Source organism: Lysinibacillus sp. RC46 (assembly GCF_041262385.1).
Taxonomy (GTDB): Bacteria; Bacillota; Bacilli; order Bacillales_A; family Planococcaceae; genus Lysinibacillus.
Genome location: NZ_JBGCCF010000001.1, coordinates 362,743 through 378,195, shown reverse-complemented (window position 1 = coordinate 378,195; position 15,453 = coordinate 362,743). Strand labels below are relative to the sequence as shown.

At 38.3% G+C, this 15,453-nt stretch carries 15 protein-coding genes; all 15 read left to right on the top strand.

The features are described 5' to 3' along the window. The 15 genes from ABH966_RS01845 to ABH966_RS01775 all read left to right on the top strand — a co-directional run bounded on the left by ABH966_RS01845 (position 1) and on the right by ABH966_RS01775 (position 15,419). Entirely contained in the window at positions 1 to 1,917 is a 1,917-nt protein-coding gene (locus ABH966_RS01845) for a stage V sporulation protein D (protein ID WP_370075323.1), read from the top strand. Between the two features lie 125 nt (positions 1,918 to 2,042). Continuing rightward, on the top strand, positions 2,043 to 3,017 hold the full coding sequence (mraY, locus tag ABH966_RS01840) for a phospho-N-acetylmuramoyl-pentapeptide-transferase (RefSeq protein ID WP_370075322.1): 975 nt from the start codon (positions 2,043 to 2,045) through the stop codon (positions 3,015 to 3,017). Further along, the gene (gene murD, locus ABH966_RS01835) at positions 3,014 to 4,363 is read left to right on the top strand and encodes a UDP-N-acetylmuramoyl-L-alanine--D-glutamate ligase (protein WP_370075321.1); all 1,350 of its coding nucleotides are present in this window, start codon (positions 3,014 to 3,016) and stop codon (positions 4,361 to 4,363) included. The genes mraY and murD overlap by 4 nt, the downstream gene beginning before the upstream one ends. A 40-nt stretch (positions 4,364 to 4,403) precedes the next feature. Further along, positions 4,404 to 5,483, top strand: a complete 1,080-nt coding sequence (ftsW, locus tag ABH966_RS01830) for a putative lipid II flippase FtsW (protein ID WP_370075320.1) — start codon at positions 4,404 to 4,406, stop codon at positions 5,481 to 5,483. 21 nt (positions 5,484 to 5,504) lie between these two features. Then, the gene (locus ABH966_RS01825) at positions 5,505 to 6,326 is read left to right on the top strand and encodes a cell division protein FtsQ/DivIB (RefSeq protein ID WP_370075319.1); all 822 of its coding nucleotides are present in this window, start codon (positions 5,505 to 5,507) and stop codon (positions 6,324 to 6,326) included. Next, positions 6,304 to 7,032 (top strand): DUF881 domain-containing protein, encoded by a 729-nt coding sequence (locus tag ABH966_RS01820; protein ID WP_370075318.1) that lies wholly within the window; start codon positions 6,304 to 6,306, stop codon positions 7,030 to 7,032. The genes ABH966_RS01825 and ABH966_RS01820 overlap by 23 nt, the downstream gene beginning before the upstream one ends. A 130-nt stretch (positions 7,033 to 7,162) precedes the next feature. Further along, a complete protein-coding gene (locus tag ABH966_RS01815) occupies positions 7,163 to 7,882 on the top strand; it encodes a DUF881 domain-containing protein (protein ID WP_370075317.1) in 720 nt (239 codons plus the stop codon). A 3-nt stretch (positions 7,883 to 7,885) separates the two neighbouring features. Next, positions 7,886 to 8,257, top strand: coding sequence for a small basic family protein (locus ABH966_RS01810; protein ID WP_370075316.1), 372 nt, complete (start codon positions 7,886 to 7,888; stop codon positions 8,255 to 8,257). A gap of 96 nt (positions 8,258 to 8,353) precedes the next feature. Beyond that, positions 8,354 to 9,637 carry a cell division protein FtsA gene (gene ftsA / locus ABH966_RS01805; RefSeq protein WP_370075315.1) on the top strand — a complete coding sequence of 428 codons (1,284 nt, stop codon included), beginning with the start codon at positions 8,354 to 8,356 and terminating at the stop codon, positions 9,635 to 9,637. Positions 9,638 to 9,883: 246 nt separating this feature from the next. Then, positions 9,884 to 11,041: a cell division protein FtsZ gene (gene ftsZ / locus ABH966_RS01800; RefSeq protein ID WP_370075314.1), complete on the top strand. Its 1,158-nt coding sequence runs from the start codon at positions 9,884 to 9,886 to the stop codon at positions 11,039 to 11,041. Positions 11,042 to 11,216: 175 nt separating this feature from the next. After that, positions 11,217 to 11,528: a hypothetical protein gene (locus tag ABH966_RS01795; protein WP_370075313.1), complete on the top strand. Its 312-nt coding sequence runs from the start codon at positions 11,217 to 11,219 to the stop codon at positions 11,526 to 11,528. A 386-nt stretch (positions 11,529 to 11,914) separates the two neighbouring features. After that, positions 11,915 to 12,748, top strand: coding sequence for a sigma-E processing peptidase SpoIIGA (locus tag ABH966_RS01790; RefSeq protein ID WP_370075312.1), 834 nt, complete (start codon positions 11,915 to 11,917; stop codon positions 12,746 to 12,748). Between the two features lie 13 nt (positions 12,749 to 12,761). Continuing rightward, positions 12,762 to 13,469 (top strand): RNA polymerase sporulation sigma factor SigE, encoded by a 708-nt coding sequence (gene sigE / locus ABH966_RS01785; RefSeq protein WP_049668349.1) that lies wholly within the window; start codon positions 12,762 to 12,764, stop codon positions 13,467 to 13,469. A gap of 114 nt (positions 13,470 to 13,583) precedes the next feature. After that, positions 13,584 to 14,357: an RNA polymerase sporulation sigma factor SigG gene (gene sigG / locus ABH966_RS01780; RefSeq protein ID WP_142507543.1), complete on the top strand. Its 774-nt coding sequence runs from the start codon at positions 13,584 to 13,586 to the stop codon at positions 14,355 to 14,357. 825 nt (positions 14,358 to 15,182) lie between these two features. Beyond that, entirely contained in the window at positions 15,183 to 15,419 is a 237-nt protein-coding gene (locus ABH966_RS01775; RefSeq protein WP_049668351.1) for a PRC-barrel domain-containing protein, read from the top strand. The last annotated feature ends 34 nt before the right edge of the window (positions 15,420 to 15,453 follow it).

The following is a 15,453-nucleotide window of genomic DNA, read 5'->3' as shown; positions in this document are numbered from 1 at the left end:
ATGAAGTGGATTTCTATCCATTCTAAAAAGCGATTGCGTATTTTATATGTATTGTTTATGTTTGTAGCTGTTGCGGTTGTTATTAGGCTTGTCTTCTTACAAGTATTAGATCAAAAAGATCTGACAAAGAAAGCCGAAGAGAATTGGGACCGAGAAATTCCTTTCGCCAATGAGCGAGGGCATATTACTGACCGTAAGGGGAAAAATATTGTCACAAATAAGCTTGCGCCAACTTTATATTTCATGCCTTCGCAAAGTAAGGATATTGAAGGAGCGGCAGCGAAAATTGCACAAGTTTTGGGAGTAGATGAACAAAAGCTGTTAAAAAAAATGAAGGAAAAAGAATACTTAGTAAAGCTGGCACCTGAAGGAAAAAACATTCCCTATGAAAAAGCAGTAGAGTTACAAGGTATGCAGATTGAGGGATTATATAGTGGTGTCGATTACTCAAGGGATTATCCATACGGTACCCTACTATCTCGTTTTTTAGGCTTCACAGGTTATGATGCCCAAGGTTTAGCAGGAATTGAATATGAATACGATAAGTTGTTACAGGCTAATTCTTCTGCAATACGGATCTTTACAGATGCGAAAGGAAATAATTTACCGAACGTAAAGAGCGCCTGGAAGGCTGGTGAAGATGGTGCAACGATCGAGCTAACGGTAGACGTAGATGTACAACAGGTAGTCGAGCGTGAGCTGTCACAGGCAATGGAGCGTTATGATGCTGACCAAGCAATGGCGATTGCCATGAATCCAAACACTGGCGAGATTTTAGCGTTATCCTCATATCCAACTTTCAATCCGGCAGCATATCAAACGGTAGAGCCTGCTATCTACAATCGGAATTTACCAGTTTGGATGACATATGAGCCAGGGTCGACGTTCAAAATTATAACTCTTAGTGCTGCTTTAGAAGAAAATGTAGTGGATTTAGAGAAGGATACTTTTTATGATCCAGGCTATTCAATGGTTGCAGGAGCAAGATTGCGCTGTTGGAAGCGTGAAGGTCATGGTTCTGAAACCTTCCTTGAAGTTGTAGAAAATTCTTGTAACCCTGGTTTTATTGAATTAGGTCAGCGAATAGGTAATGAAAAACTACTACAATATGTTAAAGATTTTGGTTTTGGCCAAAAAACAGGTTCTAACATCGCTGGCGAATCTTCAGGGATTCTATTCTCCAAGGATTCTTTTGGACCAGTTGAGCAGGCCACAACTTCATTTGGCCAAGGTGTTGCCGTTACACCAATTCAGCAAGTGCAAGCAGTAGCCGCAGCAGTAAATGGGGGCAAGCTTTATACGCCATATGTTGTGAAGAAAATTATTAATCCTAATACTGGAGAAATTATAAAAGAGACTAAACCGGAAGCTAAAAAACAGGTTATTCGTGAGGAGACGTCTGCAAAGGTACGAGGCGCATTAGAATCTGTTGTTGCAAAGGGCTCAGGACGTCAAGCTTACCGAGATGGATTACGAATTGGTGGCAAAACAGGTACAGCACAAAAGGTAGAGAATGGTCGTTATAAAGACGGTGAATATATTGTATCGTTTATTGGCTTCGCACCTGCGGATAATCCGCAAATTGTCGTTTATGTAGCAGTAGATAACCCGAAAAAGGGAACACAGTTTGGTGGTGTGATAGCAGCGCCAATCGTTGGTCAAATTATTGAAGACGTTGCACCTTTTGTTGGCATTGAAAAATCGAAGGAACAGCTTGAAAAGGATTATCGTTGGGGTGACCCAATCACTGTGAAGGTACCAAGTTTTATTGGTCAAACGAAGGACGATATTGCCAAGCAACAATATCCATTCCGTATTGAATGGCATGGAGAAGGAACTAAAATTGGCAATCAACTGCCTGAAGTGGATAGTGTTATTAACCAAGATGGCACCATTCACCTTTATTTAGAGAACTAATATAACTTTACCTTTAAAAAATGGGAAAGAACCACTATTATAATGAAGGGTAGTAATAAATACATGAAAGTTTGTGCTTTTTTCTTCAAGAAGAAAGTGAAACAAGATTTAAAGGAGATTTTTCAATGAAACTCGCAACAACACTTACCATTTTAGCTCTTGCTTTTATAGTAACAGTTATCCTGGCACCAATTAGTATTCCACTTCTTCGCCGATTAAAGTTCGGTCAAAGTATTCGTGAAGAGGGACCACAATCCCATATGAAAAAAGCTGGTACACCAACAATGGGGGGCATTATTTTCTTACTTGCCATTATCCTCACTACTGTTGGTGTAGGTAGCTTTTTAGATTTATTTACATCATATACCTTCATACTGTTATTAGTATTAGTAGGGTTTGGGGTAATCGGCTTGTTAGATGATAGCTTAAAGGTTGTTTTTAAACGTAACCTAGGACTAACATCACTTCAAAAGCTTATTGGTCAGATTGTCATTGCGGTCTTGGCCTATTTCTTACTAAATGTAGGATCGTTTGATACAACACTTGCTATACCATTTACAGATTGGACGATCGATCTTGGTATTTTCTATGTAGCCTTTTTAATTTTCTGGTTAGTGGGCTTCTCGAATGCAGTAAATTTAACAGATGGATTAGATGGACTTGTAGCAGGTACTGCATCTATTGCCTTTGCAGCATTTGGTGTTATTGCTCTGTTCCAAGATCAAGCTGATATCGCCTTATTTACATTTGCAGTAACAGGTGCATTACTAGGATTTTTACTTTTTAATGCGAATCCTGCAAAGATATTTATGGGGGATACGGGTTCGTTAGCATTAGGCGGAGCTTTAGCTATGGTCTCTGTTTTAGAAAAAGCAGAATTCCTACTGTTATTAATTGGATTGGTGTTTGTTATTGAAACATTATCCGTTATTTTACAGGTAGGTAGCTTCAAACTTCGTAAAAAACGTATTTTTAAAATGAGTCCTATTCATCATCATTTTGAATTATCAGGTTGGTCAGAATGGAAGGTAGTACTTGTCTTTTGGTCAACTGCTTTAGCAGTAGCATTGATTGCAGTTTTATCGGAGGCGTTCTTATGAGAAACTTTTCAGATTTACAACATAAAAAAGTCCTTGTTTTAGGTCTAGCTAAAAGTGGTGTGGCTGCAGCTGAGATTTTACATGAGCTCGGCGCCTTTGTGACGGTCAATGATTCCAAACCATTTGATGAAAGTCCAGATGCGCAAGGTCTATTGCAAAAGGGAATTACGGTTATTTGTGGCCGTCACCCAGAGGATTTACTTGATGAAGGCTTTGAATTAGTAGTGAAAAATCCAGGGATTCCTTATAGCAACAAAATAGTAGCAGATGCAATAAATCGTGGAATCCCCGTATGTACAGAAATTGAGCTTGCCTATTTAATTAGTGAAGCGCCGTTTATCGGTATTACAGGATCAAACGGTAAAACAACTACGACAACAGTAATTTTCGACATGCTGAATAACGGTGGTTTAGAACCGTTAATTGCAGGGAATATAGGAACAGTCGCATGTGGTGTTGCAAGAGAAGCACATAAGGATAATGTAATTGTTACAGAGTTATCGTCTTTCCAATTAATGGGCACAAAAACTTTTAAGCCGAAAATTGCTATATTAACAAATCTTTATGATGCGCATCTTGATTATCATGGGACGTTTGACAACTATGCAGAGGCTAAGTTTGGTGTTACACGTAATCAAGATGAAAGCGATTATTTTATCTATAATGCTGATCAGCCGATTGTTGTTGGCTATGCAGCACAATCAAAAGCTAAAAAGGTACCATTTAGTTCAAAAGGACGTACGGATGAAGGAATTAGTGCGGATGATACAACAATTTACTGGCAAGGCGAGCCTTATCTAGATCGAGCAAATATCGCTTTGCCTGGTAAGCATAATTTAGAAAATATTTTAGCGGCTGTCGCAGCTTGTATTTTAGTCGGCTGTGACAAAGCTAAAATGGAAGAAGTTTTAGCGACGTTTGGAGGAGTTCGTCACCGTACTCAGTTCGTGCGTGAATGGAACGGCCGCAAGATTTACAATGACTCAAAAGCAACAAACTGCTTAGCGACAAAAAGTGCTTTAGATGCATTCCAAGCACCAGTTATTTTACTGGCAGGTGGCCTAGATCGAGGACATTCGTTTGAAGAATTACGTCCATGCATGAGCCATGTAAAGGGTGTTGTTGCCTTTGGAGAAACAGGACTACGCTTTGTAGAATTTGCAAAATCATGTGGTGTACAACAAACTGTCATTGCCCAAAATGTTGAGGATGCAGTACATTACGCGGCGCCAATGTCAGCAGAAGGCGATGTTATTCTATTATCTCCAGCATGTGCAAGTTGGGATCAATATGACAGCTTTGAAATACGAGGCGATGTTTTTATTGATGCTGTAATGAAGCTGTAATGAGCTTGTAACTATTTTAGAATATACTTGACTTGGAAGGATGGCAATACTGAGAGGGAAAGAAAGCTATTTATTGCTCGTCACAACATTGATGCTTTCTATAATCGGCATTATTTTCGTCTATTCTGCAGGTACCTATTGGAGTGCCGTTCATTATAGTGGAAAAATGCCGTTTTATATGAAGCAAAGTCTATACTTTGCGGTAGCTATTGTAGTGTTTTTAATCACTATTCGATTAAATATTTTGAAAGAGCAGTCCTTTTGGAAAATGGCCTATATATTTTCGTTAATTTTACTAGTCCTCGTACTTATACCAGGAATTGGACTAGTTCGTAATGGTTCTCAAAGCTGGATTGGCTTAGGTCCTTTAACAATTCAGCCAGCAGAGCTAACGAAAATTACAGTCATTGTATACATGAGCCATATATTAGCGCAGCATAAAACTGGTACGTCGATTATTAATTGGCGGCATGGATTGATTTTATTATTGCCTGTTGTACTTATTATGCTACAGCCTGATTTTGGGTCAGTTTTTATTCTCGTAGTGTCTGTGTTTTTATTGTTTTTTGTGGCAGGGTATCCTTTAAAGCTTTATGCGATGTTTATGGTTGTTGGGATTGCTGGATTAGTAGGCTTGATTGTCACAGCGCCATACCGACTAAAGCGGATTCAGGCATTTATCGATCCGTGGGTCGATCCTTTAGGTAGTGGGTTTCAGGCTGTACAATCATTAATGGCTATAGGCCCTGCTGGAATTTTCGGGCATGGTTTTGGACAAAGTAGGCAAAAGTTTTTATATTTACCCGAACCACAAAATGACTTTATTTACGCAATAATTCTTGAAGAGGTTGGATTGCTTGGTGGACTTGTTATTTTAGCACTTTTCGTACTGGTGATTTATGCAGGCTATAAATTTGCAGTGCGGGCTAAAACAAGAACATCATATTACGCAATCATTGGACTAGTAACAATGCTGGCCGTACAAGCATTTCTAAACATAGCAGTCGTGATTGGCTTAGTTCCTGTAACAGGTGTTACATTGCCTTTTATCAGCTATGGAGGAACATCTTTAGTAACAATGTGGCTAATAATAGGTATTATTTATCAATTAGCGAAATAAATATAAAGGAGGAGTACTTTTTTGGAGAAAGTAATTGACATAGAAGATCGCATACCTACGCTAAAAAAGCGACGAAAAAAGCGTACAAATCGGAAATTTATAGTGCTAATATTACTTTTCTTTATCGTGTTAGCAGTACTCCTTTATTTTCAATCTCCTTACAGTAAAATCAACAACATAACAGTCAACGGTGCTCGATTAGTAGAAGAACAATATTATATGAAGACAAGTACTCTTACAACTGGGAAGTCGATGTGGGGATTTAAAGTAGAAGACGTAGAGAAATTATTACTAAAGGATAAATGGGTGAAAGAAGCACATGTTAAACGTAATTGGCTTCAAGGCGTGACAATAGAAATTAAAGAATGGAAAAAGGTTGCGTACTTAGCTGGTGACGGTACTTATTATCCATTGCTTGAAAATGGCAAGCGCTTTGAACAAGCTGGGGATGATATCCCGATTGATGCACCTGTATTTATCGGCATAACTGGCGAAAAGACAATTAAGAAGCTGGTCAAGCAATTAGCTCAATTAAAACCAGAAGTATTAGCTTTAATTTCTCAAGTCAATACAAATAGTAATGAGACAAATCCTAATGCAATCAAGCTCTATATGAACGATGGCTACGAAGTTCGTGCTGTTATTCAAACTTTAGCAGAAAAACTAAATCATTACCCCTCACTTGTAGCACAAATTCCAAATTTGGAAAAGGGGGTTATCGATTTAGAGGTCGGCTCGTATTATCGCCCTTTCAATAATGAGTACAACCAAGCAAACCTTGATATGGATAAAGATGCGGCCAACCAGGAAGTGAAAAAAGATGAACAACAAGAAAAAGAATAGCAAAGAAAATTTCTTTTCAAGAAAACAATTTCAGTTGCTTATCGTTTGTATAACTATGGGGTTTATCATTGGCTATTCCTACAACCAGGCAAAAGATAATCGAGATGCAGGTTCGACTAATAAGAAGCTTTTCGAACAAGAGGATTCTTATCGTGAGGAGTTAATTGCACAGCAAGAGCGCAATAAAGAATTATCAGAAGAGGCGAATGCTTTGCAAGAAAAAATTCGCAAGTATGAAAAATCATTTGTCGCAAGCAAAAAGGATTATACAAAGCTTGTTGAAGAAGCAGAGGATTTACGTTTATTGTTAGGCGATTTAAATTCAGAAGGAAAAGGGATACGTATTACCCTTCAAGATGGTGATTACAATCCAAAGTCCGCTAATCCTAATGATTATATCGTGCATGAAAGTCATATTTTTAAATTGCTCAATGAGCTTAAAATTTCTGGTGCGCAAGCAATTGCTATTAATGGTCAACGTGTTTTGGCGAATTCTTATATACGCTGTAATGGACCAGTCATCACTATTGATGGCAAGCAACATCCAGCTCCATTCGTCGTCGAAGCTGTAGGAGATTCAGCAACGTTAATAGCTTCCTTAAACTTAACTGGTGGCGTTGTGGATCAATTATTAAACGACAATATTGTTGTTTCATTAGAAGAAGATCAAAAGCTTACAATGCCAAAAGCAAAAGTAGAAAGTTAAACGATTACTAGTTAATATTTACAGATTAAATTTGGTTATAGCCTCTAGGTAGCTTATAGATAATTTTGCATAATTCAAGATCTAAGGCGTAAATCTGTGAGGGGTTACGATACGTCTAGGAGGGGCTATTTTGAAAAAAAATATGTTTACCCGAATAACGATCGTGCTATTTATTATCGGTTTGATGATAGCGGTACAATACAATACCATAAAGCAACCAGCTGAGCGAGATACACGAGATATTTGGGCCATAAGAGAGGAATTAGCAGAAGAGAAGCAAAGGCATTCCGCATTATTAGCAGAAATTCGCTCACTTAATGAAGTAGTGGGTCGCTATGAGCAATCTGAGAAAGCAAATTTACAGTCAGCATTAAATGAAACGCTGAATCGTTTAAAACTACAGGCCGGGCTAACAGAAGTCACAGGTCCAGGAGTTATACTTCGAGTTGAACCAGCACCCGAATTAGTTGAAATGGGGTTTGAAATCAAAGAAATTACACCTGATTTACTAACCCAATTACTAAATGCTCTGTTTAAAAACAATGCAGCGAGTGTCTCGATAGATGGAAACCGCGTTGTTCAGACGACAGCCATTCGAGACATAAATGGAAAGACTACAGTGAACAGTGTACCACTGTCCGCACCACCCTTTGAAATTTATGTTGGGACAAGCTCTTTTAAAGAAGCTCAAAAAATGTACAACTCGTTACAAGCTTCTACATTTATCGATTCCTTTTATTTGGATAACTTTAATTTAATAATAGAGGAACCAACTGAGCATTTAACAATCCCAGCATTTGAGCAGCCATTGACAAATGATTATTTAACAGAGGTGGAAAAAGGAGAATAATATATGTGGCTACCATTTTTAGGTTTGATATTTGGACTTGCCCTTGGCTTGTTAACAAATATACAAATACCCTCTATATATGAAAATTATCTGTCAATAGCTGTTTTAGCAGCTTTAGATACATTATTTGGCGGTATTCGTGCTCAATTACAGCAAGTATATGACGATAAAGTATTTGTGTCAGGATTCTTTTTTAATATAGCTTTGGCAGCGGGATTAGCCTTTTTAGGTGTGTATTTAGGGATAGATTTGTATTTAGCTGCTATTTTTGCCTTCGGAGTACGTTTGTTCCAGAATATAGCAATTATTAGGCGTATTTTACTAACTCGCTTAGATGAGAAACGTCACAAAAGGAACAAAAATTCCATAGAATGAGAGAAAAATTGAGCAAAATACTCGATTTGCTTAGACATTATGCCGAATTTACAATAGAATGAGAATAAGAGCATTTTTTCAAGGAGGTGCAGCTAATTGAATCAGCAAGATTTATATATTTCTCTTGATATAGGGTCTTCCTCTATCAAGGTATTAATAGGTGAAATGAGCGACGGCCAATTACATGTAATTGGTGTCGGAAATGTAAAATCGAATGGAGTTCGAAAAGGTGCAATTGTTGATATTGATGCAACAGTTCAATCGATTCGAAAAGCAATAGAGCAAGCTGAACGAATGACAGGGTATCAAATTAATGAAGTCGTTTTAGGGGTTCCTGCTAACCAGACGATGTTACAGCTAGTTAAAGGTGTTGTCGCTGTAAATAGTGAAAATAGAGAAATTACAGATGATGATTTAGATAGAGTGGTAGAATCTGCACAAGTCATGTCAATACCTCCTGAACGTGAATTAGTAAATATTATTCCAAGACAATTTATTGTGGATAATTTAGATGAAATCAAAGATCCACGAGGTATGATTGGTATTCGTTTAGAAATGGATGCCACAATGATCACAACTTCCAAAACACTTTTACACAATGTATTACGTTGTGTAGAACGTGCAGGTCTAAGTATTCGAGAAATCTATTTACAACCATTAGCAGCAGGTTACTTTGCATTAACAGAGGATGAAAAAAACCAAGGTACCGCTTTCATTGATTTAGGAGGCGGTTCAACGACTATCACAGTATTCGAAGAAGGACTGTTAACTCATACGGGTGTCATTCCAGTTGGTGGCGATCATATTACGAAAGATATTTCAATCGTCTTAAAAACCCCAACAGAACAGGCAGAACAAATTAAACATCAATTTGGACATGCCTTTTATGATGACGCATCAGATGATGAACTCTTCGAAGTACCGGTTGTAGGGACAGATTCAACAGATCAGTACAGTCAGCGCTTTATATCAGAAATAATTGGCGCTCGTTTGGAAGAATTATTTGAGTTAGTCATCGACGAGTTAGCCCGTCTAGGTGTTAGAGATTTACCAGGCGGTGTTGTTTTGACAGGAGGCGTTGCAAAGCTTGAGGGAATTGCTCAACTGGCACGCCAGATTCTGCAAACACGTGTTAGAATATATACACCTGACTATATTGGCGTTAGAGAGCCTTCATTTACGACGGCAGTTGGACTTATTCGTTACGCCTATTTAGAAGATGATTTTTATGGAAAAGGTACTAATACGCAGCCTATTGAATATGCAGTTGTAGGATCCCCTACAGCCACACCTAAGAAGCAAGAATATGCTGCACCTTCAGAATCAAAAGGAAGCGTAATCGGAAGAGCAAAAAAATTATTTGATAAATTTTTTGATTAACTTCTTTCAGCAGAAGTCTCCCACCTCTATAGGTGGTGAGAGATGAATGCGGATTTAAGCTACTTTTCAGCAGATGTCCAAACACCTGCTGAAAGAAGTTAATGCCTCCGGCGGATGTCACGGAATCGGAAAGGAGTTCTTTGTGCCAGCACAAAGCCGATTCCGGACGCAATTATACCGAGGCATAATTGATCTTGAATGCGTAATGAATGATACAGAGTCGAGTTACCGTGGGAGGAAAAAGAAATGTTAGAATTTGATACAAGTGTTGATCAACTTGCAGTAATAAAAGTCATTGGTGTTGGTGGCGGCGGTAACAACGCTGTCAACCGAATGATAGAACATGGTGTACAAGGTGTTGACTTTATCGCAGTAAACACAGATGCACAGGCGCTAAATTTATCGAAAGCAGAAATAAAGCTACAAATTGGTACAAAACTTACACGTGGATTAGGTGCAGGTGCAAATCCTGAAGTAGGGAAAAAAGCTGCTGAAGAGAGTCGTGAACAATTAGAAGAGGTTCTACGTGGGGCAGATATGGTATTCGTTACAGCTGGAATGGGCGGAGGAACTGGTACCGGTGCCGCGCCAGTAATCGCACAAATTTCTCGCGATTTAGGAGCTCTTACAGTCGGTGTTGTAACGCGTCCATTTACGTTTGAAGGTCGCAAACGACAAACACAAGCTATCGGTGGTATTGGTGGCATGAAAGAGTCTGTTGATACTTTAATCGTCATTCCGAACGACAAGCTATTACAAATTGTCGATAAATCTACGCCAATGCTAGAGGCCTTCCGTGAAGCAGATAATGTTTTACGACAAGGTGTACAAGGTATTTCAGATTTAATTGCAACACCAGGTCTTATTAACTTAGACTTTGCAGACGTAAAAACTATTATGTCTAACAAAGGTTCAGCGTTAATGGGTATTGGTATTGCTACAGGTGAAAACCGTGCTGCAGAAGCAGCTAAGAAAGCTATTTCAAGTCCTTTACTTGAATCATCAATTGATGGCGCTAAAGGTGTCCTCATGAATATTACTGGTGGCTCAAATCTTAGCCTATTTGAAGTACAAGAGGCTGCAGATATTGTAGCATCAGCATCAGATGAAGAAGTAAATATGATTTTCGGTTCTGTTATTAACGAAAATCTAAAGGATGAAATTATTGTGACAGTAATTGCGACTGGTTTCTCAGAGGAAGCTCTACAGCAACAGCGTAATGTTACAAGACCGACGTTAAATGCAAATAGAAATGCTGCACCGCAACAGCAAGCTCCGATTCGTGAGCAACGTCAAGAGGTGCACGTACAACAAGAGCAACCACGTCAAAACCAACAAAATTATGTACAGGATGACACGCTTGAGGTTCCAGCATTTTTACGTAACCGTAAAAATCGCGGATAAATCAGCATCCAACCTTCTAAAAAGCTCGTATTTTACATTATGTGAAATACGAGCTTTTTGTGTTGATATGAAACATTAAATAAAGTATGGCTTTTCTGCAAAACGAGGGGTTGATTTCCGTTCCGACTGAGCGCTTTGTGCTTTCGCACAGAGCAGAGCTTCCTGGGGGTGTCCGATGAGCCGCTTTGTTGCTGCCGCTACGTTAGCACTACGCTTTCGCACAGAAAACATTCGCTTCGCTGCAGAGTCTCGGGCCAACAGATGTTTTTTGCGCGAAAGCGAAGCGGCAGCAGCACCGATGTTGGTCATGAAGGCGTTATCACAGGACGTGATGGTTTTAGCCTTCGTTCCTCTATTTGATGATCCCCAAGGAGTCGCTCAGTCTTCACTCCAATCAACCAATTCACATGACATACCTTTTAACAAAATGACATCCAACTTTTTAGTTTTATCGAAACACTTTCAGGAATTATCGCCCAACTTTTAAATTTTATCGACTAACTTTCACGTTTTATCAACCAACTTTTAATTTTTATCGACATCCACCTTCAAAAGAGCAAAAAAAGGATTCATTATGTAGCCTAGTCGGAACGTAAAGCAACTGATTCACATGGCAACAGCAATAGTGGAGGAAACGGCTCGACGTCGCCTCTCAGAAAAGCGGCGAATAGCCTGAACAGAAATCATCCTCATATAAAACGCTCCAACATTCGTAAAAATCTCCCTGACCATTTTCAACGTCTAAAAAATTAATTATGTTCAAATGTGTAAGGAAAAGATGTATTTTGTCAAAACATTTTAATGAAATGATGCGATTGTTTGACAATATTTGTGGGAGTAACATGCTAACTTTGTATGTAGGAGGCGGCTGTTATGTATGGAGAATGGCTGGTGCTCATTAATACACTTTTTAATCTAGCGATACTCAAGTTTACGGCAAAAGTAACAGGGGTTTTTGTAAAGAACACGAGATTATTAATGAGTTCTATTTGTAGTAGTTTTGTAGCTGTAATAGGTGGACAAATGCTGTTGACGACGCTACTGAGCTTTATCTTACTGATTGGACTAGCTTTTCGCTTCAAGATTCGAAGCTTTCAAAAGCAAGGACCGATCGTTTTAACAGCAACAATTATTATTGGTGGATTATTAACAGCATTACAACCGTATTTAAAGAATCTTTCTGTTGTCCATTTTATAATTATTTGCCTACTATTAGCTGTTGGTAATCTTGTAGCTTTTTATAAGCAATGGGGATTTGTAAAGCTTGAGCGGTTAAGTGGTCAGTTTGTGTTTGATACAACGTTAAAAATTTTTGATGTAAAGATACCGCTTTCTGCATTTGTGGATACGGGAAATCAAGCGATTGAGCCACTTTCAGGAAAACCTGTTCACTTTGTCTCTTATTCAGCATTACGTCCACATTTACCTGCAGCATTTAGCAAATCATTGTTAGAATGGCAAGAAACTGATCCGTATAATGTATCCATGTTTTCAGAAGATTATCAGCGTTACATTCGATTTATTCATGTCAATACAGTACAACAGCAATCGGTTGTATTAGGTTTTCGCTTTGAAGAGTGGCATATAAAGGGGGAGCACTCACAAGTGAAATCGAATGAATATATCGTTTTAACAAAAAAGGCTAAAAATTTTCCGCATAGCACAGCAGCAATTTTACATTTTTCAGCGCTTTCAAATAACTCATAGAGGGGGAGAACTATTGCTTCTTAGGCTACTTGCTAGCTTGAAAAAATTTTGGAGTAAGTTTCGGAGTCGTGAAACGTACTATATAGGGGGAAATGATTCATTGCCAGTGCCATTAAGTCGAGAAGAAGAAGTTACAGTCATTGCATCCTTTATGAATGGTGATTTACGTGCTAGAGATACACTAATTGAACGTAATTTACGTCTTGTTGTTTATATTGCTAGACGTTTTGATAATACGGGTACGCCGATTGAGGATTTAATAAGTATTGGCTCTATCGGTTTAATAAAGGCGATTGAAACGTTCAATACAGATAAAAATATTAAGCTTGCCACATACGCATCTCGTTGTATTGAAAATGAGATTTTGATGCATTTACGTAAAACAAGTCGCATGAAGGGTGAAGTTTCACTAGATGAACCATTAAACTCTGATGCTGATGGAAATGAGTTGTTATTGTCTGATATTTTAGGAACGGAAGAGCATATTATTTTAGACAATGTAGAGAAGAAAATTGAGCGTCAACATATGTTTCATGCCATAAATTTACTAGGTGCACGTGAACGATATATTATGGAATGTCGTTTTGGTCTCAATGGAAAAATTGAAATGACTCAAAAAGAAGTTGCTGATCATTTAGGCATTTCGCAATCTTATATTTCCCGATTAGAGAAGAAAATTATTCAAGATTTACGTGAAAATCTGAATCAGCCAATATCTTAGGGAGGGAAATTTAACCTACCTAAAATTGGTCGTAGCTTTTGTGCATATTCTCGTTTCTCTCGGACAAACTGATGTAACGGTTTAGTCAGAGAATAACATCCGGAGGAATCGAATATGCGAACTAAAGTTGATCTTTGCGGCTTAGATACATCGACTTTGCCAATTTTAAAACACGAGGAAATGAAGGAACTATTCATTCGTTTACAAGCTGGAGAAAATGAGATTAGGGAAGAGCTTGTAATGTGCAATTTAAGGTTAGTGCTCAGTATAGTCGGTAGATTTGCCTACAGGGGTGAACAGGCAGATGATTTATTTCAGGTAGGCTGTATTGGCCTCATGAAAGCTATTGATCATTTTGATTTGAAGCATAATGTACGATTTTCAACATATGCTGTTCCAATGATCATTGGTGAAATTCGTCGCCATCTGCGTGATCATCATGCATTGCGCGTTTCTCGTTCTCTAAGAGATATTGCATACAAGGCAATGCAGGCAAAAGAACAATGGATAACCGATAATTTACGAGAGCCAACAATTGAAGAAATTGCTGAGATGATTGACATGAAAAAGGAAGATGTTTTATTTGCTTTAGATGCCATTCAAGACCCAGTTTCCTTACAGGAACCCATTTATTCAGACGGTGGAGACGCTGTTTATATGATGGACCAATTACGTGATGATGATGTATCAGAAGATCAATGGGTTGCCTACGTGTCAGTAAAGGAAAGTTTGCAGAAGTTAGATGATCGTCAACAAATGATTGTTGCAAAGCGTTTTTATTACGGTGAGACACAAACTGAAATTGCAAAAGAATTGGGGATTTCTCAAGCGCAAATTTCACGTCTAGAAAAAAATGCAATTGAAACAATGCAGAAAGATTATAAGTAAAAAACAATGCGCATCCGAATTCAGGGTGCGCATTTTAATTTATATCAATGGGATAAATTAAGTAGGGCAGGGGTTGATTTCCGTTCCGACTGGGCGCTTTGTAGCTGCCGCTTCGCTTTCGCGAAGAGCAAAGCTTCCTGGGGCGCCCGATGAGCCGCTTTTACGTTTTATCTACCAACTTTTAAATTTTATCTACCAATTTTCATGTTTTATCTACCAACTTTTAAATTTTATCTACCAACTTTCACGTTTTATCACCTAACTTTTAATTTTTATCGACATCCTCCTTCAGAAGAACAAAAAGGATTCACACACAAAACTGTGAGTGAATCCTTTTACTTTTTTATGTTGCCCAGTCTCGACTCCAATCAATTCATTAGTAAGTGTCTTTTAGCATTTCACTCTTTAATTTATAGTGATAGTATGCAAAATGTTTGCGCAGCAGATGTACAATAACATTCTCTATTCTGTTTGATTATGGTAAGTGGCCATAGCGTTCATTCTTAATTGCATAAATTAAAAGTACTGCACTATCATTGATTGGAATGGAAGGCTACTCGACTCTCATGGGAAAAGCGAGACAGGTGAGACCCTGCACGGAGCGGATGTTTTCTGTGCGAAAACAAAAGCGGAGGAAGCGGCTCGACGCTCGCCCACAGGAAAGCGAGTAGTCTGGAACGGAAATTACCTCTTCTTTTTGCCAAAGAGAGATTCCTTAATCAATTCATGTTCATTTAAACAACAATAAACACATAAATATAAAGAGAAAACATAGTTTGTTGAGATAAAACGATGTTGAGAGTAATTGATTTAGGGAGGGATAAAATGCGTTTCTCAATGTTACAGCAAAAAGAAGTTATTGAAGCAGGCAATGGACGCTTTTTAGGATTTGTGGTAGATGCAGAGGTATCCAAAGAAACAGGCTATGTAACGGCTTTTATGATCGCTGAACCCCGTAAATATCTAGGCTTTTTTCGCGGAGAAGAATCTGTTAGGAAAGTGTATATGAAAGATGTACTTGTAGTGGGGAAAGATGTAATTTTAGTAAAAGCATTATCCTAAAGAGAAAAATATTTTGCATATTAAAATATTTAAG

Excerpts from the sequence above, each read along its gene's own strand:
- ABH966_RS01845 (WP_370075323.1), top strand. The coding sequence starts at position 1 with ATGAAGTGGATTTCTATCCATTCTAAAAAGCGATTGCGTATTTTATAT.
- mraY (WP_370075322.1), top strand. The coding sequence starts at position 2,043 with ATGAAACTCGCAACAACACTTACCATTTTAGCTCTTGCTTTTATAGTA.
- murD (WP_370075321.1), top strand. The coding sequence starts at position 3,014 with ATGAGAAACTTTTCAGATTTACAACATAAAAAAGTCCTTGTTTTAGGT.
- ftsW (WP_370075320.1), top strand. The coding sequence starts at position 4,404 with ATGGCAATACTGAGAGGGAAAGAAAGCTATTTATTGCTCGTCACAACA.
- ABH966_RS01820 (WP_370075318.1), top strand. The coding sequence starts at position 6,304 with ATGAACAACAAGAAAAAGAATAGCAAAGAAAATTTCTTTTCAAGAAAA.
- ABH966_RS01810 (WP_370075316.1), top strand. The coding sequence starts at position 7,886 with ATGTGGCTACCATTTTTAGGTTTGATATTTGGACTTGCCCTTGGCTTG.
- ftsZ (WP_370075314.1), top strand. The coding sequence starts at position 9,884 with ATGTTAGAATTTGATACAAGTGTTGATCAACTTGCAGTAATAAAAGTC.
- ABH966_RS01795 (WP_370075313.1), top strand. The coding sequence starts at position 11,217 with ATGAGCCGCTTTGTTGCTGCCGCTACGTTAGCACTACGCTTTCGCACA.
- ABH966_RS01790 (WP_370075312.1), top strand. The coding sequence starts at position 11,915 with ATGTATGGAGAATGGCTGGTGCTCATTAATACACTTTTTAATCTAGCG.
- sigG (WP_142507543.1), top strand. The coding sequence starts at position 13,584 with ATGCGAACTAAAGTTGATCTTTGCGGCTTAGATACATCGACTTTGCCA.
- ABH966_RS01775 (WP_049668351.1), top strand. The coding sequence starts at position 15,183 with ATGCGTTTCTCAATGTTACAGCAAAAAGAAGTTATTGAAGCAGGCAAT.